This is a genomic window from Lelliottia jeotgali, from assembly GCF_977070485.1.
Map to the genome: position 1 here is coordinate 222092 of NZ_CDRVFO010000008.1, position 24334 is coordinate 246425.

Annotated in this window: 26 protein-coding genes; 9 read left to right on the forward strand and 17 right to left on the reverse strand. The window is 60.4% G+C overall.

The window, feature by feature from the left end; genetic code table 11:
* Window positions 1–30: 30 nt before the first annotated feature.
* Together ACW4TB_RS14505 and argF are read right to left on the reverse strand one after the other, a co-directional pair.
* Window positions 31–1140, reverse strand: coding sequence for an ABC transporter ATP-binding protein (locus ACW4TB_RS14505; protein WP_012313026.1), 1110 nt, complete (start codon window positions 1138–1140; stop codon window positions 31–33).
* Window positions 1137–2057, reverse strand: coding sequence for an ornithine carbamoyltransferase (gene argF / locus ACW4TB_RS14510; protein ID WP_012313027.1), 921 nt, complete (start codon window positions 2055–2057; stop codon window positions 1137–1139). Before argF ends, ACW4TB_RS14505 begins: the two co-directional genes overlap by 4 nt.
* Window positions 2058–2420: 363 nt before the next feature.
* Between argF and ACW4TB_RS14515 the strand changes: the two genes are divergently transcribed.
* Both ACW4TB_RS14515 and grxD read left to right on the forward strand, forming a co-directional pair.
* Complete coding sequence (locus tag ACW4TB_RS14515) at window positions 2421–4529, forward strand: molybdopterin oxidoreductase family protein (RefSeq protein WP_279929667.1); 2109 nt, start codon at window positions 2421–2423, stop codon at window positions 4527–4529.
* Window positions 4530–4620: 91 nt separating this feature from the next.
* A complete protein-coding gene (grxD, locus tag ACW4TB_RS14520; protein WP_012313029.1) occupies window positions 4621–4956 on the forward strand; it encodes a Grx4 family monothiol glutaredoxin in 336 nt (111 codons plus the stop codon).
* Window positions 4957–5012: 56 nt separating this feature from the next.
* On the opposite strand, the gene bfr is transcribed toward grxD, so the two are convergent.
* Window positions 5013–5486: a bacterioferritin gene (gene bfr, locus ACW4TB_RS14525; RefSeq protein ID WP_046787762.1), complete on the reverse strand. Its 474-nt coding sequence runs from the start codon at window positions 5484–5486 to the stop codon at window positions 5013–5015.
* A 199-nt stretch (window positions 5487–5685) separates the two neighbouring features.
* Window positions 5686–5907: a bacterioferritin-associated ferredoxin gene (locus ACW4TB_RS14530; protein ID WP_279929673.1), complete on the reverse strand. Its 222-nt coding sequence runs from the start codon at window positions 5905–5907 to the stop codon at window positions 5686–5688.
* Between the two features lie 213 nt (window positions 5908–6120).
* Here ACW4TB_RS14530 and ACW4TB_RS14535 point away from each other — a divergent pair, with 213 nt between their 5' ends.
* Entirely contained in the window at window positions 6121–6723 is a 603-nt protein-coding gene (locus tag ACW4TB_RS14535; RefSeq protein WP_012273884.1) for a peroxiredoxin, read from the forward strand.
* Window positions 6724–6794: 71 nt separating this feature from the next.
* Here ACW4TB_RS14535 and rnt read toward each other — a convergent pair whose 3' ends face one another.
* Both rnt and pyrC read right to left on the reverse strand, forming a co-directional pair.
* Entirely contained in the window at window positions 6795–7406 is a 612-nt protein-coding gene (gene rnt, locus ACW4TB_RS14540) for a ribonuclease T (protein ID WP_438826669.1), read from the reverse strand.
* Between the two features lie 59 nt (window positions 7407–7465).
* Window positions 7466–8512, reverse strand: a complete 1047-nt coding sequence (gene pyrC / locus ACW4TB_RS14545; protein WP_012313033.1) for a dihydroorotase — start codon at window positions 8510–8512, stop codon at window positions 7466–7468.
* Window positions 8513–8642: 130 nt separating this feature from the next.
* On the opposite strand from pyrC, the gene ACW4TB_RS14550 reads away from it, so the two are divergent.
* Together ACW4TB_RS14550 and ACW4TB_RS14555 are read left to right on the forward strand one after the other, a co-directional pair.
* Window positions 8643–9617, forward strand: a complete 975-nt coding sequence (locus ACW4TB_RS14550) for a flagellar protein MotY (protein ID WP_012313034.1) — start codon at window positions 8643–8645, stop codon at window positions 9615–9617.
* A gap of 127 nt (window positions 9618–9744) precedes the next feature.
* Complete coding sequence (locus tag ACW4TB_RS14555) at window positions 9745–10962, forward strand: argininosuccinate synthase (protein WP_012313035.1); 1218 nt, start codon at window positions 9745–9747, stop codon at window positions 10960–10962.
* 120 nt (window positions 10963–11082) lie between these two features.
* On the opposite strand, the gene ACW4TB_RS14560 is transcribed toward ACW4TB_RS14555, so the two are convergent.
* Window positions 11083–11589: a hypothetical protein gene (locus tag ACW4TB_RS14560; protein ID WP_012313036.1), complete on the reverse strand. Its 507-nt coding sequence runs from the start codon at window positions 11587–11589 to the stop codon at window positions 11083–11085.
* 357 nt (window positions 11590–11946) lie between these two features.
* On the opposite strand from ACW4TB_RS14560, the gene ACW4TB_RS14565 reads away from it, so the two are divergent.
* Window positions 11947–12573 (forward strand): response regulator transcription factor, encoded by a 627-nt coding sequence (locus tag ACW4TB_RS14565; protein ID WP_012313037.1) that lies wholly within the window; start codon window positions 11947–11949, stop codon window positions 12571–12573.
* Between the two features lie 44 nt (window positions 12574–12617).
* Here ACW4TB_RS14565 and ACW4TB_RS14570 read toward each other — a convergent pair whose 3' ends face one another.
* The 7 genes from ACW4TB_RS14570 to metG form a co-directional block, all read right to left on the reverse strand.
* Window positions 12618–12794: a PA3496 family putative envelope integrity protein gene (locus tag ACW4TB_RS14570; protein ID WP_012313038.1), complete on the reverse strand. Its 177-nt coding sequence runs from the start codon at window positions 12792–12794 to the stop codon at window positions 12618–12620.
* 104 nt (window positions 12795–12898) lie between these two features.
* The gene (gene nth / locus ACW4TB_RS14575; protein ID WP_012313039.1) at window positions 12899–13537 is read right to left on the reverse strand and encodes an endonuclease III; all 639 of its coding nucleotides are present in this window, start codon (window positions 13535–13537) and stop codon (window positions 12899–12901) included.
* 4 nt (window positions 13538–13541) lie between these two features.
* Window positions 13542–14066, reverse strand: coding sequence for an Rnf-Nqr domain containing protein (locus ACW4TB_RS14580; protein WP_012313040.1), 525 nt, complete (start codon window positions 14064–14066; stop codon window positions 13542–13544).
* Window positions 14059–14661, reverse strand: coding sequence for an RnfABCDGE type electron transport complex subunit G (locus ACW4TB_RS14585; protein ID WP_254467227.1), 603 nt, complete (start codon window positions 14659–14661; stop codon window positions 14059–14061). The genes ACW4TB_RS14580 and ACW4TB_RS14585 overlap by 8 nt, the downstream gene beginning before the upstream one ends.
* The gene (locus tag ACW4TB_RS14590; protein WP_279929682.1) at window positions 14658–15641 is read right to left on the reverse strand and encodes an RnfABCDGE type electron transport complex subunit D; all 984 of its coding nucleotides are present in this window, start codon (window positions 15639–15641) and stop codon (window positions 14658–14660) included. The genes ACW4TB_RS14585 and ACW4TB_RS14590 overlap by 4 nt, the downstream gene beginning before the upstream one ends.
* On the reverse strand, window positions 15638–16186 hold the full coding sequence (locus tag ACW4TB_RS14595; RefSeq protein ID WP_012313043.1) for an Rnf-Nqr domain containing protein: 549 nt from the start codon (window positions 16184–16186) through the stop codon (window positions 15638–15640). The genes ACW4TB_RS14590 and ACW4TB_RS14595 overlap by 4 nt, the downstream gene beginning before the upstream one ends.
* A 91-nt stretch (window positions 16187–16277) precedes the next feature.
* On the reverse strand, window positions 16278–18323 hold the full coding sequence (gene metG, locus ACW4TB_RS14600; RefSeq protein ID WP_012313044.1) for a methionine--tRNA ligase: 2046 nt from the start codon (window positions 18321–18323) through the stop codon (window positions 16278–16280).
* Window positions 18324–18479: 156 nt separating this feature from the next.
* Here metG and apbC point away from each other — a divergent pair, with 156 nt between their 5' ends.
* Window positions 18480–19574: an iron-sulfur cluster carrier protein ApbC gene (gene apbC / locus ACW4TB_RS14605; RefSeq protein WP_254467231.1), complete on the forward strand. Its 1095-nt coding sequence runs from the start codon at window positions 18480–18482 to the stop codon at window positions 19572–19574.
* 193 nt (window positions 19575–19767) lie between these two features.
* On the opposite strand, the gene ACW4TB_RS14610 is transcribed toward apbC, so the two are convergent.
* Window positions 19768–19977, reverse strand: coding sequence for a cold-shock protein (locus ACW4TB_RS14610; RefSeq protein ID WP_012273869.1), 210 nt, complete (start codon window positions 19975–19977; stop codon window positions 19768–19770).
* Between the two features lie 330 nt (window positions 19978–20307).
* Between ACW4TB_RS14610 and dcd the strand changes: the two genes are divergently transcribed.
* Window positions 20308–20874, forward strand: a complete 567-nt coding sequence (dcd, locus tag ACW4TB_RS14615) for a dCTP deaminase (RefSeq protein ID WP_012313046.1) — start codon at window positions 20308–20310, stop codon at window positions 20872–20874.
* Between the two features lie 98 nt (window positions 20875–20972).
* The gene (locus ACW4TB_RS14620) at window positions 20973–21200 is read left to right on the forward strand and encodes a hypothetical protein (protein WP_012313047.1); all 228 of its coding nucleotides are present in this window, start codon (window positions 20973–20975) and stop codon (window positions 21198–21200) included.
* Window positions 21201–21213: 13 nt separating this feature from the next.
* Here ACW4TB_RS14620 and pdeM read toward each other — a convergent pair whose 3' ends face one another.
* Both pdeM and ACW4TB_RS14630 read right to left on the reverse strand, forming a co-directional pair.
* Window positions 21214–21873 (reverse strand): ligase-associated DNA damage response endonuclease PdeM, encoded by a 660-nt coding sequence (gene pdeM, locus ACW4TB_RS14625; protein WP_254467232.1) that lies wholly within the window; start codon window positions 21871–21873, stop codon window positions 21214–21216.
* Entirely contained in the window at window positions 21870–24323 is a 2454-nt protein-coding gene (locus ACW4TB_RS14630) for a ligase-associated DNA damage response DEXH box helicase (protein ID WP_279929688.1), read from the reverse strand. The genes pdeM and ACW4TB_RS14630 overlap by 4 nt, the downstream gene beginning before the upstream one ends.
* Window positions 24324–24334: the final 11 nt, after the last annotated feature.

Below are 24334 nucleotides of genomic sequence, written 5' to 3' on the forward strand. Positions count from 1 at the left end.
GGGGCCGACTTGCGGCCCCACATTGCCGAATCAGGTTGCCGAGCTGAAGCGGCGCACCCCGTTTTCCTGCCGCGGCAACTGCGCCGCGACGCTGCCGGGTACCGGGAACAACACCAGGTGGTCAGCTTTGACGGTAATACCGACCTGCTCGCCTACCTGATGATCGATATGGCTCGGGAAGATCGCTTCCAGCTGGCTGCCTGTCGGCAACTGCAGGCGATACAGTGTCGATGCGCCCAGGAAACTCTTGCCGACGATGTTTGCGCGCAGTGCGCTGTCCGCGTCAGGAACGATATCGTCAGGGCGCAGCAGCACGTCTACCGAGCTGCCGGGGGCCATGGTGTAGGCGCGGTTACCCCGCAGTTCACCGAGCTCGGTGTTGACTGACTCATGGCTGCTCATCTGACCGCGGATGAAATAACCCTGGCCGATGAAACTGGCAACGAATGGTGTCTGCGGCTCATGGTAGAGGTTGTAGGGCGTGTCCCATTGTTCCAGGCGGCCTTCCTTGAACACACCCACATGGTCGCTGACCGCGAAAGCTTCTTCCTGGTCATGGGTAACCAGAATCGCACTGGTACCCCGGCTTTTGAGGATGTCACGGACCTCGTGGCTCAGGCGGCGGCGCAATTCGACGTCCAGGTTGGAAAAAGGCTCGTCCAGCAGCAGCAATTGTGGCTCGGGCGCCAGCGCCCGGGCCAGGGCCACGCGCTGTTGCTGGCCGCCTGAGAGCTCGTGCGGATACCGCCCGCCGAGGCCACCGAGCTTGACCAGCTCGAGCATTTCTTCGACCACATGCCCTTGGGATGGGTGCTTGGCGATGCCGAAGGCGATGTTTTGCGCCACGGTCAGGTGCGGGAAAAGCGCATAGTCCTGGAACACCATGCCTATGCGGCGTTTCTCCGGGGACAGGGTGAAACCGGCGCGGGAAATGACTTCGCCCGCGAGCTGGATCTCACCTTCGTGTACCGGCTCGAAGCCGGCGATGGCGCGCAGGGTGGTGGTCTTGCCGCACCCCGAAGAACCCAGCAGGCAACCGATGTCGCCTGCGTTCAGGTGCAGGTTGAGGTTCTGGACGATGCGCTGGTCGCCGTAGCCGCAGGCGAGGTTGCGCAGGTTTAGCAGTAGGGGTGGACTCATGCGTGGTGGTAAGCCGGTTCGACAAGGAATTCGAGTAGGGCCTTCTGTGCATGCAGGCGGTTTTCAGCCTGGTCCCACGCGACCGAACGGGGGTCGTCGAGCAGGTCATGGCTGATTTCCTCGCCGCGATGGGCGGGCAGGCAGTGCATGAACAGGGCATCGGGTGCCGCCAGGTCAAGCAGTTCGCGGTTGACCTGGTAAGGCGCGAAATGCGCCAGACGCCGTGCAGTTTCCTCTTCTTGGCCCATGGAAGTCCAGACATCGGTGGTCACCAGGTGCGCACCACGTACGGCTTCACGCGGATCGCGGATGATCTGTACGCGATCTGCGCCCAGTGCCATGAAGCGTGGGTCCGGGTCATAACCTTCCGGGCAGGCGATGCGCAGTTGGAAATCGAACTGGCGGGCAGCCTCGATGTACGAATTGCACATATTGAAACCATCGCCGATCCAGGCCACGGTCTTGCCCTGGATAGCGCCACGGTGCTCGTGGAACGTCTGCATGTCGGCCAGCAATTGGCAGGGGTGCGACTCATCGGACAGGCCATTGATCAGCGGTACGCGTGAATTGGCGGCGAACTCGGTGAGGGTGCTGTGCGCGTGGGTGCGGATCATCACCGCATCGACCATGCTCGACAGCACGATGGCGCTGTCGCTGATCGGTTCGCCCCGGCCCAGTTGTGTGTCGCGTGGCGACAGGAAGATAGCCTGGCCACCGAGCTGGATCATGCCGGCTTCGAACGACACCCGGGTCCGGGTGGAGGATTTCTCGAAGATCATGCCCAAGACACGGTTTTTCAGCGGTTCGAACAGCACGCCGCGCTTACGCAGGTCCTTCAGCTCGATGCCTCGGCGGATCACACCGAGCAATTCGTCGGTGGTGAAATCCAGCAGGGAGAGAAAGTGCCTAGCGCTCATGATTGACTACCTTATCTGCAACGGTATGCAGGTCGACCGTATGGTTTTTTTGACAACGGGAGTGACCTGCGGCGTAAGCCGCACGGGGCGGACGAAATAGGGAAAGGCGCAATACTATAATTAAATGTCGCCTGAAACCAAGAGGGGGAACAGCGGCTCTGTTGCAAAGGGTGTCATTACCCCTTGAGCCTGCGCTGTTTTTTATTTGCTACAGAGGTTGTACACGGCTTGCTGGCAATTTGGCAAATGGCTGTCGCAAATCGTGCGCCTGATGTCGGGAGATTCACGCTGCGAAGCGCGCTGGCAGGGTGCAGGGGGCAGGGGGCATAGTCGACGCTCGACAATTGCGAGGCAGAGGCAGCCATGACCAAGACCCTGCATCACCGTGCCTGCCACTTGTGTGAGGCGATCTGCGGGCTGAATATCGAAGTTAGTCATGAAATCGACGGGGGCGCGCGCATCAGCGCAATCAAGGGCGACCCCCAGGACCCGTTCAGCCGTGGTCACATCTGCCCCAAGGCCGTGGCTTTGCAGGATATCCAGGATGACCCGGACCGTCTGCGCCAACCGCATCGACGGGTTGGTGAACGATGGGAGGCCATCAGCTGGGAGGAGGCTTTTGCCCTGGCCGCTGACAAGCTGTGGTCGATACAGCAGGCACATGGGCGCAACGCGGTGGCGGTTTACCAAGGTAACCCGAGCGTGCACAACTACGGCTTGATGACCCACAGCAACTACTTCCTGGGACTGCTCAAGACGCGTAACCGCTTTTCCGCCACCTCGGTGGACCAGTTGCCCCAGCACCTGACCAGCTACCTGATGTATGGCCATGGCCTGCTGTTGCCGATCCCGGACATCGACCATACCGATTTCATGCTGATCCTCGGTGGCAACCCTTTGGCCTCCAATGGCAGCATTATGACCGTGCCGGATGTGGAAAAGCGCCTCAAGGCCTTGAAAGCGAGAGGTGGGCAACTGGTTGTGGTGGACCCGCGGCGCAGTGAAACCGCGGCCATGGCAGACCGGCACCTGTTCGTGCGCCCCGGCGGCGATGCAGCGTTGCTGTGCGGTTTGCTCAATACCCTCTTCGACGAAGGCCTGGCGCGTGGTTCGCATTTGCCGGTCAGCGGCCTGGAGCAGGTGCGCACGGCGATCAAGCCGTTCACCGCCGAGGCCATGAGCGCCCAGTGCGGGATCGACGCTGCCAGCATTCGCCAGTTGGCACGGGATTTCGCCGCTGCAGACAAGGCGGTCTGTTATGGCCGCATGGGCGTATCGACACAAGCTTTCGGCACCCTGTGCCACTGGCTGGTGCAAGTGATCAATCTGGTAACCGGCAACCTGGATCGTCAAGGTGGTGCGCTGTGCACCGAGCCTGCTGTGGATCTGGTCGCGAGCACCTCCGGCGGTCATTTCAATGTCTGGCAGAGCCGCGTGTCGGGGTTGCCCGAATACGGTGGTGAGCTGCCCGTTGTGGCCATGGCCGAGGAAATGCTCACGCCGGGCGAGGGGCAGGTGCGGGCCCTGGTCACCGTCGCTGGTAACCCGGTGCTGTCTACACCCAATGGCAGGCAGGTGGATGTGGCGCTGCAGGGGCTGGAGTTCATGCTCAGCATCGACCTGTACATCAACGAGACGACCCGTCACGCCCATCTGATCCTGCCATCCACTTCAGCACTGGAAAACGACCATTACGACAGCACCTTCAACCTGTTGGCTGTGCGCAATGTCACCCGCTTCAACCGGGCCATACTGGCCAAGCCTGCAGGCGCCCTGCACGACTGGGAAATTTTCGTTGGCCTGGCGCAAGCCTTTGCCAAGCGTGCAGAACTGGCACTGAAACCGACCATCCCACCTGCGCAGATGATCGATCTGGCTTTGCGCAAGGGCCGCTATGGCGACGAAAGTCCTATTAACCTGTCGCTTGAAACACTTGATCAATACCCGCATGGCCTCGATCTGGGCCCCCTGTGCGCTAACCTGCGAGGGCGTTTGGCGACTGCCAGCAAAGCCGTGGAAGCGGCGCCCCAGGTCGTGCTGGACGACTTGCGCCGTCTGGCCGAATTCGTACCGGCAGTAACGGGTGATTTGCTGCTTATCGGCCGCCGTCATGTACGCAGCAACAATTCGTGGATGCACAACTACCATCGCTTGGTCAAAGGCAAGCCACGTCATCAGTTATTGATGCATCCGCAGGATATGCGTCAGCGGCAGTTGGAGGATGGCCAGCAGGTACGAATCCGCTCGCGCACCGGTGACCTGGAAGTCGAGGTCCAGGCCTGCGAGGACATGATGCCTGGCGTGGTCAGCCTGCCCCATGGCTTCGGTCATGGTCGCGGTGGCGTCAACATGCAGATCGCCCAGGCGCAACCCGGCATCAGTGCCAATGACCTGACTGATGAGCGCCTGCGTGATGCTGTTTCCGGGAATGCGGCGCTCAATGGCGTGCCCGTACAAGTAAGCGCCGCGTGAGCTCTGGCAAGGCCGAGCACAAGGCTCAGGTTTCCGATACAATGCGTCACCGTGCCGACCATCGAGTCGGAAAGTTCAGACGAGGTGTTCCATGGATATCATCGAAACGATCAAAGAGCAGATTGCCAACAACACCATTCTGCTTTACATGAAGGGCTCGCCGAATGCCCCGCAATGCGGGTTCTCGGCCAAGGCATCGCAAGCTGTGATGGGTTGTGGCGAAAAGTTTGCTTACGTGGATATCCTGCAGAACCCGGAAATCCGCGCCAACCTGCCCAAATACGCCAACTGGCCGACCTTCCCGCAACTGTGGGTAGCCGGCGAGCTGGTCGGCGGTAGCGATATCATGCTGGAGATGTTCGAGAACGGTGAGCTGCAGACGCTGATCAAGGACGCCGCTGCCAAGGCCAAGGCTTCCGAAGCCTGATCTTTCGGCAAGCATAAAAAAACCCGCTCATGGCGGGTTTTTTTATGGGCCGAAATTTACTCTTCGCCCATCTGAGACTGCAGGTAGTTCTCGATGGTGATCTTGTCGATCAGGCTCAATTGAGTTTCCAGCCAGTCAATGTGTTCTTCTTCGGATTCGAGGATGTCTTCAAGCAGTTCACGCGAGCCGAAGTCGCCGACAGTTTCGCAGTGGGCGATGGCGGCTTTGAGATCGACCAGGCCTTTCTGCTCGATCTTCAGGTCGCACTCAAGCATTTCCTTGGTGTGCTCGCCGATCAGCAGCTTGCCCAGGTCCTGTACGTTCGGGATGCCCTCGAGAAAGAGAATACGCTTGATCAACTTGTCAGCGTGTTTCATCTCATCGATGGATTCCTTGTACTCGTGCTTGCCGAGTTTGTTCAGGCCCCAATCTTCGTACATGCGCGCGTGCAGGAAGTACTGGTTGATCGCGACCAGCTCGTTTCCGAGGATCTTGTTGAGATGCTGGATGACGCTTACGTCGCCTTTCATGCGGGTTCCTGCCCTGAGAAGTGTGCCAATACAAGGAAGTTTGAGCCTGATAAGTAGGGCTGTCAAACCTAAGTTCTTGAATAATAAGTGAAAATTAATAGGAATAAGAATGTTTGTGAACCGCGTTGGGGCGCTAACTTATTGAATTGTAGGCATAAAAAAACCGGACACGAGGTCCGGTTCTTCGAATAGGGCGATATCAGGGGGCAGTAAATTCCACCGGATAGGGCAGGGTGGCTTGCTGGCTCACCTGAAGCTCGGTCAGGGTCTCCCGGACTACCTGCTTGGCCAGACAGGCGCATTTGCCACATTGGCTGGCGACATTGGTCGCAGCTCTGACGTCCTTGTAGCTGCAGCATCCTTCATAGATCGCATCGCGGATCTGTCCGTCGGTCACCCCGACACAAAGACACACATACATAAAGTCGGACCATCGCTGGTTGAGTCGATGGGTGGAGAGTAATGGTAATGAGAATGCTTGTCAAAACACTTTCTGTAAGTGCCGTGCTTGAGCGACCGGCGGTTGGATTCGGCCTGTCATCAGAAGCCGTGTATGATGGTCGGCCTTTGTTGGATGTCGGGCAAGCCCGCCTTGGCCTGGCAAACGGTTCTTCACCCTCATCAGGAGATTACAATGAGCGTACTCGTTGGCAAAAAAGCCCCCGACTTCACCGTCCCGGCTGTACTGGGCAATGGCGAAATCGTCGACAGCTTCAACCTGGCCTCGGCCATCAAGGGCAAGTACGGCCTGGTGTTCTTCTACCCATTGGACTTCACCTTCGTATGCCCGTCCGAGCTGATCGCCCTGGACAACCGCATTCCGGATTTCCAGGCCCGCAATGTTGAAGTGATCGGCGTTTCGATCGACTCGCACTTCACCCACAACGCCTGGCGTAACACCCCGGTCAACAATGGCGGTATCGGCCAGGTCAAATACACCCTGGCAGCCGACATGACCCACGAAATCTGCAAGGCCTACGACGTCGAGTCCGAAGGTGGCGTGGCTTTCCGTGGCGCCTTCCTGATCGACACCAACGGCGTTGTCCGTTCGCAGATCATCAACGACCTGCCGCTGGGCCGTAACATGGACGAGCTTCTGCGTCTGGTCGATGCCCTGCAATTCCACGAAGAGCACGGTGAAGTCTGCCCGGCCAACTGGAAGAAAGGCGACAAGGGCATGAACGCTTCGCCTGAAGGCGTTGCTGCTTACCTGAGCGAGAACGCTGGCAAGCTGTAATTGCCGAGCGCATAAAAAAACCGGCCTTCGTGGCCGGTTTTTTTTAGCTTGAAGCTTGAAGCTGCGGCGCCTCAATCGTTGAAATCGCGCCAGCCGCCCATCTCTTTCCAGCGGTTGACGATGCCGCAGAAGAGTTCGGCTGTCTTCTCGGTGTCGTAACGTGCCGAGTGCGCCTCACGGCCGTCGAAGTCGATGTCTGCGCTCTGGCAGGCCCTGGCGAGCACGGTCTGGCCATACGCCAGGCCTGCCAGGGTGGCGGTGTCGAAGCTGGAGAACGGGTGGAACGGGTTGCGCTTCAGATCGTTGCGCGTCACCGCCGCATTCAGGAAGCCCAGGTCGAAGCTGCTGTTGTGGCCGACCAGGATCGCCCGCTTGCAGCCGTTGGCTTTCAATGCCTTGCGCACGCCGCGGAAGATGTCGGTCAGCGCGCTTTCTTCGCTTACCGCCATACGCAGCGGGTGGTCCAGCTTGATACCAGTGAACTCCAGCGCGGCAGCCTCGATATTGGCGCCCTCGAACGGCTCCACACGGTAGAAGTAGGTGTGCTCCGGGAACAGGAAACCCTTCTCGTCCATACCGATCGTCACCGCAGCGATTTCCAGCAGGGCATCGGTGGCGCTGTTGAAGCCGCCGGTCTCGACATCCACCACTACCGGCAGGTAGCCACGGAAGCGCTCGGCCATCGGGTGGCGCGAGCCGCTGCCGGCTTGACCGTCCTGATCGTCTTCGTAGAGGTCTTCGCTCACGCGTTGTCCTCCAGCAGGCGCCAACGCAGTTTTTCACCGGCGCGCAGCGGGATCACGGTCTGCTCGCCAAACGGCAGGCTGTCCGGGGCCGTCCATTCTTCACGGACAAGGGTTATCGTGTCGGTATTTGCCGGCAGGCCGTAGAAGGCCGGACCATGCAGGCTGGCGAAACCTTCCAGTTTGTCCAGCGCATTGCGCTGTTCGAAGGCTTCGGCGTACATCTCGATGGCCGCGTACGCGGTGTAGCAACCGGCACAACCACAGGCGGCTTCTTTGGCGTGGCGGGCGTGGGGTGCCGAGTCAGTGCCGAGGAAGAACTTCGGGTTGCCACTGGTGGCCGCGTCCAGCAGCGCCACCTGGTGGGTGTTGCGCTTGAGAATCGGCAGGCAGTAAAAGTGCGGTCGAATGCCGCCGACCAGCATGTGGTTACGGTTGTACAAAAGATGCTGTGCGGTGATGGTCGCACCGACGTTGGCAGGCGCCTCGGTGACGAATTGAGCTGCATCGGCGGTGGTGATGTGCTCGAACACCACTTTCAGCGTTGGGAAGCGCTCTACCAGGCGACGCATGTGTTCGTCGATGAAGCGCTTTTCGCGGTCGAACACGTCGATCTCGCTGCGGGTCACTTCACCATGCACCAGCAACGGCATGCCGACTTCAGCCAGCGCTTCGATAGCCGGGAAGATATTGTCGATGCTGGTCACGCCGGAATCGGAGTTGGTGGTGGCGCCGGCCGGATACAGCTTGGCGGCGTACACGATGCCGCTGGCCTTGGCCGCGCGGATGTCCTCGGGGCTGGTGCGGTCGGTGAGGTAAAGCACCATCAATGGCTCGAAGCGGCTACCGGCCGGACGGGCATTGAGGATGCGCTCACGGTAGGCCCCGGCTTCGTCGGCATTGCGTACCGGTGGAACCAGGTTGGGCATGATGATGGCACGGGCGAAAGTACGCGCCACATCGCCAACGGTATGGGGCAGGACGGCACCATCGCGCAGATGGATGTGCCAGTCGTCGGGACGCAGGAGGGTCAGGCGATCGGACATTGGGGATTCCAGGCGGGTCGAACTCAGGCCCCAATGCTACCGGAAAACCCTCGCCCGAGCACGGCTATCAAGTTTTCCGGCAAGCGTCCGATAGCCTGCCTGTAAGCCGTCAGAATTAGTGGAGCCTCCCGTGCGCCAGCGTTACCTAGCCCTGTTGACCCTGTTCGCCAGCCTGCCGGCCGGTGCATTGACCTTCCAGACCCGCATGGAAAACATCGCCTGGAAAGTCGAGGGTGATCAGTTCGAATGCCGCCTGATTCAGCCGATCGACGGTTTCGGCAGTGGTGAGTTCGTGCGCCGGGCGGGTGAACAACCAGTGTTCCAGCTGCGTTCTGGTAGTAATGTGCTGGGCGCAGGTTCCGCCACGCTGCTGGCGGCTGCGGCCCCTTGGCAGCCGGGGCGTGGCGATATCAACCTGGGGGCGGTGCGGCTGGCGCGCAATGGTGTGTTGTTCAGTTCATCCCAAAGCCAGGCCAGCCGCTTGATCAATGGGCTGCTCGATGGCCGCAGTACGGTGGTGCGAAGCTACACCGGGGAGGCGGGGCGACCGATCGAAGTACGTGTGCTGCCGGTGAGCTTTGCCAAGGCGTGGAGTGATTATCAGGCGTGTGCCGGCAAGATGTTGGCGATGAACTACGACCAGGTGCGTCAGACGCAGGTGGGGTTCCCAGGGGGAGGTATCGACCTGGATGCCGCGGCGCGGGCGCGACTGGATGTGATCCTGGATTACTTGCAGGCCGATCCGACGGTCAACCATATCGAGCTCAATGGCCACTCGGACAACAGTGGCAATCGTTTGACCAACCGTGATACTTCGCGGCGCCGTGCGTTGGCCGTTGCTGATTACCTCAAGGCCCATGGGGTGCCGGAAGAGCAGATTACCGTGCGCTTCCATGGCGAACGTTATCCTCTGGCGAAGAACAACAGCGCCGCAAACCGCGCACGCAACCGGCGCGTCAATATCGAACTGGATCGTGTCGCGCCGATCGAGAAGCCTGCGGCCCAACCTGCCCAGCACCCGGCCCCCACAACCGCACCCGCTACGGTGCCGGCGCCAGGCCCCGCTAGCGCAGCTCCTGTGCCGTCTGCCGCTAAGTCTTCCTGAAGCTGCAGAGCGTCGCCCCTTTGACAGTTACTGTCGCTTTGTCGTCAGAAGCTGTCGCCCCACTGTAAATTTATCCGCAACGCCGGTAGAATCGATCCCTTTCCGTACAACCCCGTGGAGTAATGGCATGGCGGACGTAAAAAAGGTCGTACTGGCGTATTCCGGCGGCCTTGATACTTCGGTGATTCTCAAGTGGCTGCAGGATACCTACGACTGCGAAGTGGTAACGTTCACCGCTGACCTGGGTCAGGGCGAAGAAGTCGAGCCGGCTCGCGCCAAAGCCCAGGCAATGGGCGTCAAAGAGATCTACATCGACGACCTGCGTGAAGAATTCGTGCGTGACTTCGTCTTCCCGATGTTCCGCGCCAACACCGTCTACGAAGGCGAGTACCTGCTGGGTACTTCCATCGCCCGTCCGCTGATCGCCAAGCGCCTGATCGAAATCGCCAACGAAACCGGCGCTGACGCCATTTCTCACGGCGCCACCGGCAAAGGCAACGACCAGGTTCGTTTCGAGCTGGGTGCCTATGCACTGAAGCCGGGCGTCAAGGTCATCGCCCCATGGCGTGAGTGGGACCTGCTGTCCCGCGAGAAGCTGATGGACTACGCCGAGAAGCACGGTATCCCGATCGAGCGTCACGGCAAGAAGAAGTCGCCGTACTCGATGGATGCCAACCTGCTGCATATCTCCTACGAAGGCGGTGTGCTGGAAGATACCTGGACCGAGCACGAAGAAGACATGTGGCGCTGGAGCGTCTCGCCGGAGAATGCTCCGGACCAGGCGACCTACATCGAACTGACCTACCGCAATGGTGACATCGTCGCCATCGATGGCGTGGAGAAGAGCCCGGCCACTGTCCTGGCAGACCTGAACCGCATTGGCGGTGCGAACGGTATCGGCCGTCTGGACATCGTCGAAAACCGTTATGTGGGCATGAAGTCGCGCGGTTGCTACGAGACACCCGGCGGTACCATCATGCTCAGGGCTCACCGTGCCATCGAGTCGATCACCCTGGACCGCGAAGTCGCTCACCTGAAAGACGAGCTGATGCCCAAGTACGCCAGCCTGATCTACACCGGCTACTGGTGGAGCCCGGAGCGCCTGATGCTTCAGCAGATGATCGACGCTTCGCAGGTCAACGTGAACGGCGTTGTGCGCCTGAAACTGTACAAGGGCAATGTCACCGTAGTCGGCCGCAAGTCGGACGACTCGCTGTTCGATGCCAACATCGCGACCTTTGAAGAAGATGGCGGCGCCTACAACCAGGCCGATGCTGCGGGCTTCATCAAGCTCAATGCACTGCGCATGCGTATCGCTGCCAACAAAGGCCGCGCGTTGCTCTAAGCCTTCAAGCGTATTGCATGAACCCCGGCTCTGGCCGGGGTTTTTGTATGCGCTTCCCAATACCCACCTGCCCGAAAATCCGTGAAAAAGTTTTCCGGTGTCTGCAAGATCGTGTGCCGGTTAATTCCTCAGATGTGTCGCGTTTTCCGGTAACTCACAGACCGACACGCGAAAACACTGCTGCTTGTCCAGATTGCAGTATATCCAGGTGCCCCCTGTAATTTGAGGTTGTGCAAGCGTCCTCATTACATGTTGCTCGATCATTCTTTGCGCATCAGGGCCCGAGAGCATGACAGTTACAGGTTCTGCTTCGGATGATGGTTGTCGAGCGTTTTGCACGGGGCCGGCCGACGGGACGGTAACAGGTAAAACAGTAGTTGTTGGCTGCGGCGTACTGGTTGCACCGTCACCGGAAGTGCTTTCGGGTTTGTAAAGTGATTTGTAGTTGAAGTTGAGCGTCAGGAAAAATAGGCCTGTCAGAAAAAACGGAAAGCCCACTAAAAACCAGGTATAGAGGCTCTGGCTTTTTTCGCTGAGAAACGGAAGTGTCGCCAGTGCAGAGGCCTCGATGATGCCTGCAAAGATGGCGATGATCGTCATTGGGGCGGTGGGTTGGTTTGCAGCCATGATGTTGGCCTCCTGCGTTTTTCCAATCAATACCCTACCGAGCCGCTCAACCAAATTATGCACCGTTTCCGGGGGGTGAAATTGATCCCGGCATGTCTGAAACTGATTTTATTTGGCTATTGGATTATTTTTTGATTTCTGCAGATCTTTATCTCTGTTTTGAGGAAGTGGGAATGCGCTTCTGCGGCTAATCAGGTATTCATATTGGATGATTAGTTGCGTGTTGTAGGAAAATTCCTAAACCGACGTAAGGTTCATCTATTCATGTGTTTGCGCGGGAAATGGGCGCGCCACAATGCTTGCTGCTCGGTTATTGTGGCGCGTCGTCAAAGCAAATAATGAATGAATGGATATCGCATGAATAAAGTCCTTATCGTGGATGATCATCCTGTCATACGCTTGGCAGTGCGCATGCTGATGGAGCGGCATGGATACGATGTGGTCGCGGAAACCGACAACGGCGTGGCAGCTTTGCAGCTAACCAGGGAGTACCTGCCCGATATCGTGGTGCTGGATATTGGCATTCCCAAGCTCGATGGGTTGGAAGTCATTGCCCGTATGGCTTCGGCAAGCCCGGGCAGTCGGGTGCTGGTGCTTACCTCGCAGGCGCCGGGGCATTTCTCGATGCGTTGCATGCAGGCAGGGGCTTCTGGGTACGTGTGCAAGCAACAGGAGCTCACCGAGCTGCTTAGTGCGATCAAAGCTGTGCTGTCTGGTTACAGTTATTTTCCCAACCAGGCATTGCACAAGTCGCGCGGCCGGGTTGGGGGAGCCAGCGAGACGGAGATGGTCGATCGCCTGTCGGCACGCGAAATGATGGTGCTACAGCAGCTGGCGCGGGGCAGGTCCAACAAGGAGATAGCGGACAGCATGTTCCTAAGCAACAAGACGGTCAGTACCTACAAGACCCGCCTGCTGCTCAAGCTTAATGCCCACTCGTTGGTGGACTTGATCGAATTGGCCCGGCGGCATGGCCTTACGTGACCCTCAATACAGATAGCCTCCTTGCGGGAGGCTTCTGGCAGTCGTTACAGGTCGTAGTCGAAATCAGCGAGTTGCCGTTGGAGGCGCCGCTCTTCGAGGAGGTTGTCAATGGTGCGACGCTTGCTCAGGTTGGTCTTTGCGGTTTCAACCAGAGGTTCGGTGTCTTCTTCAGCTGTGGCAAAGTCTTCTTCGATCGACAGTTCGTCTTTATCGGTACTCATGAGTCGCTCCAAGCCAAGGGGCCGTTGGCCGTCCTTATAGCGAGAAAGCGAAGTTTGGTAAAAAAGATTTTTTCAATCGGGACGTGCATTAAGTCGCTATTGAATCAATCGTCCGAGGTCTTCTGCTTGAACTCGCACAGATCCTCGATCCGGCAACTGCCGCAACGTGGCTTGCGTGCCTGGCATACGTAACGCCCATGCAGGATGAGCCAGTGATGGGCATCGAGCAGATAATCCTTGGGTACGAACTTGAGCAGTTTTTTCTCGACTTCCAGTACCGTCTTGCCCGGTGCGATACCGGTGCGATTGCTGACCCTGAAAATATGCGTGTCGACCGCCATGGTGGGCTGGCGGAAGGCTGTATTGAGCACCACGTTGGCGGTCTTGCGGCCAACACCGGGCAGTGCCTCTAGCGCTTCACGGTTTTGCGGAACTTCGCCTCCATGCCGTTCGATCAGCAAGCGACAGGCTTCGATCACATTCCTGGCCTTGCTGTTATACAGCCCGATGGTCTTGATGTACTCGCTCAGGCCTTCTACCCCGAGTGCGTGGATGGCGTGTGGGGTGTTAGCGACGGGGAACAGGCGGGCAGTGGCCTTGTTGACGCCGACGTCGGTGGACTGTGCCGACAGTGTCACGGCCACGAGTAATTCGAAAGGGGTGGTGTAAGCCAGCTCTGTCTTGGGGTCGGGATTGTCTTCGTGCAGCCTGCGAAAGATCTCCAGGCGTTTTGCGGCATTCATGGGGTCAACGCTTTCCTTGACGACGTGAGGGGGCGGGGCCCGGGCGTAGACGATTGTACAAGGCCAGCAGCACGCCGAGCAGTATCAATACGCCGGGAGCAAGACTGGCCAGCGGTATGCCCAGCCCCTCGGTCAGCCACTGACGAATAACGCCGAGCAACAGGCACAGGCCCAGCAGGCCGGTCATCTGTAGGCAAAGTTGACGCCAGCGGTCCTTGTCTACCAACAGGTGGTCTGTAACCAGGCACTGCAGGCAAATCAGCACCGGGAAGTAACCCAGCGCCAGGGCAAGCGGCAACGCCCAGGCCCGCAATGCCATCTGCAGGCAGCTGGCAAGGGCCGCTAGCAGTAACAGGCTTGCCAGCGTGTACAGGGCGCCGCCAAGCCTTGGGCGCACAAGAGACAGCAAGGCTTGGTGAAGCACTGTTAGCACCAGCATGCTGGCGCCGATGGCGGCGGCTTGTGTGAGCGTGCGTGTGGCGCCGAGGACAGGCGCAAGGCCTGCCACCAGCAGCCAGAACCTAGTCATGGGTGAGTGTTCCGAGCAGAAGTGCGCGATGTTGGTCGAAGTAGCGCAGGGCATCCTGTTGTGCCTCGATCACCGCACGCGAAGTGACCGTCGCGCCGGCCAGTTGGTCGAAATCACCCTGGTCGCGCTTGATTGCCCAGCGATCCTCCAGGCGACGGTTGGCGAATTGCGCGAGCCAGTTAACTTGTGGGTCGCTGATGCGTCCTCCCAGCCCGGGGCTTTCCTGTTGTTCGATCACTTGCGTGCCGATCAGTCGACCTTGCGCACTTATGGCAATGGTCAACCGGATTGGTGCGGCGTACCCCTGTACCTGGCTAACCAGGACAATGGCTACGGCGGTCGTGCCGCGGTTGGCACGGTAGGCGGCCATGATGCGGCTATGCGGCGGCTGCTCTGCGGGGAGTGACACAGGGGTGCTCAGTGGCTGATTGTCATAGCTCTGGGGTGCCAGCACCGAGAGAAACTGGCGTGCGTAAAACTGTTGCTCGGCCTCGGCGATAGGGGCGCGGGTCCAGCGTTGCCAGGCCAGCGTGCTCGCCAGTGCCAGGCTGCCCACTACCAGCAGTAGCAATGCGCTGCGCACAGAGCGCCTCATGGCCTCACCTGCCGATACCTCAAGGCTAGACGGTCCAGAAAGGGTACCGCAAGGTTCATCAGCAGGATGGCGAAAGCGGTACCGTCGGGGTAACTACCCCAAGTCCGGATCAGGTAGATCAAGGCCCCTGCGCTCAGCCCGAACAGCAGTCTGGCTACATCGGTCTTTGGGCCGGAAACAGGTTCCGTGGCGATGAAAAATGCCGCCAGCATGGTCGAGCCGCTGAGCAGGTGCAGCAGCGGTGAGCCATTGGAATCCGAGCCGGAGCCATTCCAGGCCAGCAGGCTGAACAGAAACAATCCCGCCAGCAAACCTGCAGGCGCGTGCCAACTGAACACCTTGCGCTGCAACAGAAATAGCCCACCCGACAGGAACGCCAGATTGACCCATTCGACGCCGTGGCCGCCAAAGTTGCCGAAGCCTGGGTGGCTGGCGAACAGCTCATCTATGGTCAGGCTATGGTTGTGCCTGAGGCCGTCGAGTACGGTAGGTCCAGCCCACGCATCGATCTGCTCGCCATTGGCAAAGACCAACTGCAGGCTATCGCTGAAGCCTGGCGCTTGCGCCGGCCAGTGGTTCATCTGCAATGGGAAGCTCAGCAGCACAAAGGCGTACCCAACCATCGCCGGGTTGAACACGTTACGGCCGGCCCCACCGAAGGCTTGCTTGCCCAGGCCTATGGCAATCCCTGCTGCGATCATCGGCAACCACCAGGGCGCCCCAGTGGGCAGGGCGAGGGCCAGGAGCACTGCGGTGACCAAGGCGCTACCATCGCTTAGTGCTGCTGTGACCGGTTGTTTGCGCAATGCCAGTGCCGCCGCCTCGCAGCAAGCAGCAGTGAATGCGCATAGCCCCAAGCTCCAGAGCAGGCCCCAACCCAGCAGCCAGAACGAAGTCGCCAGGCCAGGCAGGCAGGCCAACAGGACCAGGCCCATGGCATCGCGCAGGCGCGGGTCAGGTGATGCCGTGTTCCGGCTCATTGCGTGAATATTCCGTTGAGGCCAGAGAGCGCCATAACCATCACACCGGCACCAAGCAGCGCGATGGGTAGGCCGCGCAGTGCTTCTGGCACCTGTGCGTGTCCGCTGCGCTGACTGAGGTCGTCAAACAACTCCAGGGCCAGCCAGAAGCCAAGCCCGGCCAGAACACCCCAGCTCAGCGTGGCCAGCCATTTACCCTGTTCACCTATTACCTGAAGTGTCAGGCCCAGTACCATGGCATTCCCCAGTATCGGCCACGTGAGGCTCTGCGTGGGCCACTCCGGCCGCAGCCTGGCAAGCGTCTGAGGGATGCCCCACGCGAGTAGCCCCTGCCAGGGCAGCAGCAGGAACATGCGCAGGTCCTGCAGTTGCCAAGGTGCCACGATCAGGTGTTCGAGCAGTTGGCCGCCGGTGACTGCCAGCATTATCGACAACGCGCAGGCCAGGCCGCACACATGTACGCGCAGCCGGGAGGCAGCCTGTTCTTGCAAAAGCAGGTGGCTGACCAGTGCGGCGCTGATCAGAATCAGGACATAGTCGTTCATGCAAATGACGATAGCCGTGAATCGCCTGCGCTGTCGGCAATGCGCAAGGGGGATGAAAAAGCCCCGGCGGTGAGGCCGGGGCTGAGGGAGGTTACTTGATACGCTGGCCTGGCTTTGCGCCACTGTCAGGGCTGAGCAGGTAGATTTCTTCACCGCCAGGGCCTGCTGCCATGACCATGCCTTCGGAAACACCAAAGCGCATCTTCCGTGGCTTGAGGTTGGCAACCATCATGGTCAGGCGGCCTTCGAGCCTGGATGGATCGGGGTAGGCCGACTTGATGCCCGAGAACACATTGCGCTGTTCGTCACCGATATCCAGGGTCAGTTGCAGCAGCTTGTCGGCACCCGGCACCGCTTCGGCCTTGACGATCAGCGCCACGCGCAGGTCGACGGCAGCGAAGGTGTCGAATTCGATCTCTGCTGACAGCGGGTCCTTGGCCAGCTCGCCATTGCCGACCGGCGCCTGGGCCTGGCCTTCGGCTGCCAGCAGGTCTTCCTTGCTGGCGGCAATCATGGCCTCGACCCTGGCCGGTTCGATACGGCTCATCAGGGGCTTGAACGGGTTGAGCTTGTGGTTTTCCAGGCGCGAAAGGTGGTCGCTCCAGGTCAGCGGCGCGACATTCAGGAATGCTTCGGCGTCTGCAGCCAGTACCGGCAGTACCGGTTTGAGGAAGATCATCAGTTGGCGGAACAAGTTGATGCCCTGGGCGCAGATCGCCTGTACTTCGTCCTGCTTGCCTTCCTGCTTGGCCAGCGACCAGGGGGCTTTGTCGGCGATCCAGGCATTGGCACGGTCAGCCAGGGCCATGATCTCGCGCATGGCACGGCCAAAGTCGCGGGCCTCGTAGGCTTCGGCGATGCCCGGGGCAGCAGCCAGAAATGCCTCGGTCAGCTCCGGGGCTGCGTCGCCGGCAACCATCACTCCATCATTACCTTTGTGGATGAAGCCTGCGCAGCGGCTGGCGATGTTGACCACTTTGCCGACCAGGTCTGAGTTGACCTTTTGCACGAAGTCCTCAAGGTTCAGGTCGAGGTCATCGACGCCGCGCCCGAGCTTGGCGGCGTAGTAGTAGCGTAGGTATTCAGGCTGCAGGTGATCCAGGTAGGTGCGGGCCTTGATGAAGGTGCCGCGCGATTTCGACATCTTCGCGCCGTTGACGGTCAGGTAGCCGTGCACGTTGACCGCTGTCGGCTTGCGCAGGCCCGCGCCTTCGAGCATGGCTGGCCAGAACAGGGCATGGAAGTTGACGATGTCCTTGCCGATGAAATGGTACAGCTCGGCCTTGGAGTCTTTGTTCCAGAACGCATCGAAGTCCAGCTCCGGGCGGCGCGCGCACAGGTTCTTGAAGCTGGCCATGTAGCCGATCGGCGCATCCAGCCAGACGTAGAAGTACTTGCCAGGCTCGCCCGGGATCTCGAAACCGAAGTACGGCGCATCACGCGAGATGTCCCACTCCTGCAGCCCGGAGTCCAGCCATTCGGCGAGCTTGTTGGCCACCGCATCCTGCAAGGTGCCGCTGCGGGTCCACTGCTGCAGCATGGCCTGGAAGTCCGGCAGCTTGAAGAAGAAATGCTGCGAGTCGCGCAGCACCGGGGTGGCACCGGAGATGGCCGACTTCGGGTTTTTCAGTTCGGTCGGGGCGTAGGTGGCGCCACATTTCTCGCAGTTGTCGCCGTACTGGTCTTCGGCCGCGCACTTGGGGCAAGTGCCCTTGATGAAGCGGTCGGCCAGGAACATGCCCTTTTCAGGGTCGAAGTACTGGGTGACTGAGCGTGTGGCAATGTGACCGGCGTCGCGCAAACGCGAGTAGATCAGGCTGGAGAGCTCGCGGTTTTCTTCGCTGTGGGTGGAGTGGAAATTGTCGAAATCCACCAGGAAATCGGCGAAGTCGCTGCTGTGCTCGGCCTGCACGTTGGCGATCAGTTGTTCGGGGGTAATGCCTTCTTTTTCGGCGCGCAGCATGATGGCCGAACCGTGGGCGTCATCGGCGCAGACGTAGATGCACTGGTTGCCGCGCAATTTCTGGAAACGTACCCACATATCCGTCTGGATGTACTCGAGCATATGGCCAAGGTGGATGGACCCATTGGCATAGGGCAGGGCGCTGGTGACGAGAATCTGACGTGGCTCGGACATGGTGGCTCGGCTACTTATCTGGCTCGGGGTAAATTGAAGGTGATCGGCCACTATAAAGGGCTGGCGAATATATTTCACCCCATGGACGCAACGGCTGACGATTGACGGGTTAGGATAGGCGCCTGTTCGACTAATCGTATGCCAATGGGAGCCTCCATGAGTGCCGTCACCCGTGCCGCCGTCGAAGGCGTGCTTCGTCAGTACACCGACCCTTATCTGAACCAGGACCCGGTCAGCGCCGGCTGTGTGCGTGCCATCGACATCAAGGGTGGGCAGGTCGCTGTGCAGCTGCAACTGGGGTATGCCGCCGGCTTGTTCAAAAATGGCTGGGCGCAGGTCCTGCAGACCGCGATCGAGAACCTTGACGGTGTCAGCTCGGCCCAGGTAACGATCGACTGCATGGTCGCCGCGCACAAGGCGCAGGCCCAGGTGCCGGCCATGGCCAACGTCAAGAACGTCATTGCGGTGGCCTCAGGCAAGGGGGGCGTCGGTAAGTCGACCACGGCCGCCAACCTGGCGCTGGCCCTGGCTCGCGAAGGTGCGAGGGTGGGCATTCTCGATGCGGATATCTACGGCCCAAGCCAAGGGGTGATGTTCGGTATCGCTGAAGGAACGCGCCCGCAGATCCGCGAGCAGAAATGGTTTGTACCGATCAAGGCGCACGGCGTGGAGGTCATGTCGATGGCGTTCCTCACCGACGACAACACGCCGATGGTCTGGCGTGGCCCGATGGTGTCCGGCGCGCTGCTGCAACTGGTGACCCAGACGGCCTGGGATGACCTCGATTACCTGGTGATCGACATGCCGCCTGGAACCGGTGATATCCAGCTGACCCTGGCGCAGAAGGTGCCGGTCGCAGGTTCTGTGATCGTCACCACGCCGCAGGACCTGGCGCTGCTGGATGCCAAAAAGGGTGTGGAGATGTTCCGCAAGGTCAACATCCCGGTGCTCGGCGTGGTGGAGAACATGGCGGTGCACATCTGCTCGAACTGCGGCCATGCCGAACATTTGTTCGGTGAAGGCGGTGGCGAAAAGCTGGCTGCGCAGTACGGCGTTGAATTGCTGGCCTCGCTACCATTGTCGATGTTGATCCGTGAGCAGGCTGACAGCGGCAAGCCGACGGCGATTGCCGAGCCGGAAAGCCAGATCGCCATGGTTTACCAAGAGCTCGCCCGTCAGGTTGGCGCGCGGATCGTGCTGCAGGAAGCGGCAGCACCGGCAATGCCGAGCATTACCATCAGCGAGGATTGAATAAGTGGTGGGAGCCTGCGCAGCCTGCATGTTGGCGATGGTGCAGCTCCAAGGGCGACATGGCCCGCCGCATGAAATGCCGGGGCCGCTTTGCGGCCCTTTCCGACCGGTCCCGCAAGGCCGCTCCTGCAAGCGGCCATAAAAAAACCCGCCGGAAGGCGGGTTTTTTTGAAAGCGAGGAAGCTAAATCGACTTAGGCGATTTGAACTTCTTCAGCCTGCATGCCTTTCTGGCCGCGGGTAGCGACGAAAGTAACAGCCTGGCCTTCTTTCAGGGTTTTGAAGCCGTCAGCTTGGATGGCTTTGAAATGTACGAACAGATCGTCACCCGACTGAGGGGTGATGAAGCCGTAGCCTTTCTCGTCGTTGAACCACTTAACAGTACCGTTTTGACGGTTGGACATTTTTCTGTCTCCTTGGACAAAGTTGATAACGGTCAGGAAAAACCCTGCCCGGGACTGAGCGCAAAGAGAGCAGAAAATTCAGCGTTGGGCCGATCAGGATCGTGCATCAAACTAGAGATTCTCGGTGTCACGTGCAGCACAGTGGTGTCACCTTAACCCACTTTCCGCAACCTGCCAATCACCAAGATGGCCTTTGATGAAATTCAGATCGGCGGCGGACGCCAAGCCCCATCTGACGCGGGATGCGGCATGGAACTTTAACCTGAGCGCCGGGACCGGTAATATGCGCTTCTCGTTTTTTCACCTCGCAACTCTCAGGACACCCCCGCCATGAGCATCAAATCGGACAAGTGGATTCGCCGCATGGCGCAGGAACACGGCATGATCGAACCGTTCGTCGAGCGCCAGGTGCGCGGCGAGCACGACAGCCGGGTGATCTCGTTCGGCGTCTCCAGCTACGGTTACGACGTGCGCTGCGCCGACGAATTCAAGGTGTTCACCAACATCAATTCGGCCACCGTCGACCCGAAGAACTTTGACGCCGGCAGCTTCGTCGACGTCAAGAGCGATGTCTGCATCATCCCGCCGAACTCCTTTGCCCTGGCCCGCACCGTCGAATACTTCCGCATTCCGCGCAACGTCCTGACCATCTGTCTGGGCAAGAGCACCTATGCCCGTTGCGGCATCATCGTCAACGTCACCCCGCTCGAGCCAGAGTGGGAAGGTCATGTGACACTGGAGTTCTCCAACACCACCACCTTGCCGGCCAAGATCTACGCCAACGAAGGCGTGGCGCAGATGCTCTTCCTCGAATCCGATGAAGAATGCGAAGTGTCTTACAAAGACCGTGGCGGCAAGTATCAGGGGCAGCGCGGCGTCACCCTGCCACGCACCTGAGCCGACGAGCGCGGGGAATTAGTTTTCGCTCTGGTACTCCAAGCTAGTGAACAGTGCCGCCATGCATGAAGTGTGACGGCCCTCGGCAGGAGTTGCCCATGAAACTCGATCCCGCAATCAGTGCCAAGCTGGCTGTCCTGCAGCCCAACCAGATCGGCTTGCTGGCGTGGTCCCTGCTGGCCCATCCTGCTCCGATGCATCTGGGTGGCGTACCAGGTCAGCCCGACCCGGACACCCCACAACCGGCCCAACCTGGCGACACGCCGCCCATGGAACCGGGGGAGCCAACCCTGCCCGACGAGCCTCCGCCTGCGCCGGTGGCATGAACGCTTGATGAGATCAGACTTGCAGGGCCCAGACTTGATCTGTGCCCGCAAGGTAGATGCGACTCTCTTGCCTGGGTTCGACATCCCATCCCCCGGTGAACTCACCGAACGCCGGTAACAGGCTGACTTGCTGGTCCATCACGAAGCAGGGCAGCCTGAGCCGCTGGCGAGCGCGGCCGCGCAGGATGAATACCGGGTGCACATGGCCGCAGAGCACGGGGTGATCTGGGTGGGCGACCGGTTCGTGCTGGAGCGCGAACGGTGCCAACAGCCAAGGTTCTTCCTCAACCTCAACATCCAGTTGGGCTGGTGGATCACCGGCATGGCGGTCATGGTTGCCGCGTACCAGCACGATGCGCAAACTGCCGTGCTGTTCTCTCCAGGCCTGTAACTGAGCCATCGTGGCAGGCGCGTGTGCTGTTCGGGCGTGCAGGAAGTCGCCAAGAATGATCAATTGCTCGCACTCACAGGCTGCCAGCAGGGCGTCCAGGCGCTTGAGCGTGGTTTCGGTGGTGCCGTGCGGCACGGGTTGATGCAGCGCGCGGTAACTGGCGGCTTTGCCGATATGCACGTCAGCGATCAGCAATGCGCGGCGGGCAGGCCAATACAGCGCGCGGTCCGGCATCAACCACAGTGTTTGCCCGCAATGCTCGATGGCGATGTGCGTACTCATGCCTTCCTGCTCGCTGCTTTTTCAAGGTCCGCGACCATGCGCGCAATGCGATCGGCCAGTTTCTCTGTGGTCAGGGTCTCACGCATGCCCTCGACCAGTAGCGTGAAAGCCAGTGGCCCGGGCCGTTGCAGTTCACGCACATTCAGGCGCAGCCTGCTCATCTTGGCCAGTTGATCTTGCAAGCGTTCGATCTCCAGTTCCTCACGCAGCACCTCATCCCGCGCCTGGCCAAGCAGTAGGTTATCGGCGTCATGCTTGCGAAACACCTCGTAGAACAGCCCGCTGGAAGCCTGGATCTGCCGGGTGCTTTTCTGCGCGCCCGGGTATCCGCCGAACACCAGCCCCGAGATCTGCGCGATTTCGCGAAAGCGCCGCAAGGCCATCTCACTAGCGTTCAGGCTGGCCAGTACATCTTCCAGCAAGTGCTCGGTGGACATCGCTGCGGGCAGGTACCTTGCCCAGTCGACAGGGGTTGGACTAAGCAGTTCGAAGCCGTAGTCGCTGACGGCAATGGATACCGATAGCGGCTGGTTGCGGCTGACCCGCCAGGCAATCAGGTTGGCCAGACCAAGATTGGCCATGCGCCCGGCAAACGGGTAGACAAACAAGTGTGAACCTTGGCGTGTGACAAGGGTTTCGGCCAGCAGCGTCTGCGTGGTAGGCAAGGCCGACCACTGGCCTTGGAGTGCGAGCAAGGGCCGCACCGTGCGCATTTCCGGATCGTCGAAATGGCCGCGGGCTGCGGCGTCGAGTTTTTCCACCAGGGCATCGGCCAGTTCGCTGGATAGCGGCATGCGCCCGCCATTCCAGCGGGCTACGGCGGCTTTGCGGGCGTTGCTTCGGCGTACATAGGCGGTCATGTTTTCCACCCTCACAAGCTCCAGTATCCGGCCCGCGAATACCAGGGTGTCGCCTGGACGCAGGCGGGCGATAAACGCTTCCTCGACACTGCCCAGATGCTTGCCGCCGCCGCCTTTGCTCCAATACTTGAGCTGCAGGCTGGCGTCGCTGACGATGGTGCCGATGCCCATGCGGTGGCGCCGCGCCAAGCGCTCGCTGACGACCCGCCATACGCCATCGCTGTGGGCCTCGACGCGCTGGTAATCGGGGTAGGCACTGAGCGAGCTGCCGCCGTGGCAAACAAAGTCCAGTGCCCACTGCCACTGGCTGTCGCGCAAATCGCAGAAAGCCCATGTGCTGCGTACCTCGGTGAGTAGCTCAGCGGGGCGAAAGCCGCAGCCCAACGCCATGCTGACCAGGTGCTGGACCAGCACATCCATGCACAGCCGCGGGGAGCGACGGGCCTCGATATGGCCCGCCGTAAGTGCACTGCGAGCGGCTGCTGCCTCGACCAGCTCCAGGCTGTGAGTCGGCACCAGGGTGACCCGTGACTGGCGCCCCGGGGCGTGCCCGGAGCGCCCGGCCCGTTGCATCAGGCGGGCGACGCCCTTGGCCGAGCCAATTTGCAACACCCGTTCCACAGGCAAAAAGTCCACACCCAGGTCCAGGCTGGAGGTACAGATCACTGCCTTGAGCGTGCCCTGCTTGAGGCTCAGTTCCACCCAGTCGCGGGTTGCGCGGGCCAGCGAGGCGTGGTGCAGGGCAATCTGCCCAGCCCAGTCGGGACGGGCGTCCAGCAGGGCCTGGTACCACAGTTCGGCTTGGGCACGGGTGTTGGTGAATACCAGGCTGCTGGCGCTGGTGTCGAGCTCACGGGCAACCTGAGCGAGCATCTTCAGCCCCATGTGCCCGGCCCAGGGAAAACGTTCGATGGCATCGGGCAGGAGTGTGTCGACGACCAGACGCTTGTCCTGGCGGCCCTTTATCAGTCGGCCGCCCTTGGGCACCAGTACCTCGAGCGCATGCGGCAGGTTGCCCAAGGTGGCAGATAGCCCCCAGGTCACTAGCTGCGGATGCCAGCGACGCAAGCGTGCGAGGGCCAATTGCAGCTGTACGCCGCGTTTGTTGCCGAGCAGTTCGTGCCATTCATCCACCACGACCATGCGCAGGCTGGCGAAATCATCGCAGGCTTTCGCCCGCGTCAATAGCAGGGTCAGGCTCTCGGGTGTGGTGATCAATGTACTCGGCAGGCGCCGGGCCTGCCGGGCGCGCTCGGCGCTGCCAGTGTCGCCGCTGCGCACGCCGACACTCCAGTTCAGGCCAAGGTCGTCCAGCGGAGCTTGCAATGCACGTGCAGTGTCGGCCGCCAGCGCGCGCATGGGGGTAATCCACAAGACCTGCAATGGCGCCGGCTGCCGCCCTGCGCCCGGCTTGGCGAAGGTGCGCAGTGCGGCCAGCCAGAGTGCGTAGGTCTTGCCTGCGCCGGTACTGGCATGTAGCAGCCCCGATTCGCCACGTCCGACTGCTGCCCAGGCTTGGCGCTGGAAGGCGAAGGGCTTCCAGCCGCGCATGCGAAACCAGGCATTGGCGATGTCAGGAGGGCTTGGCATGGGGCCGTCGG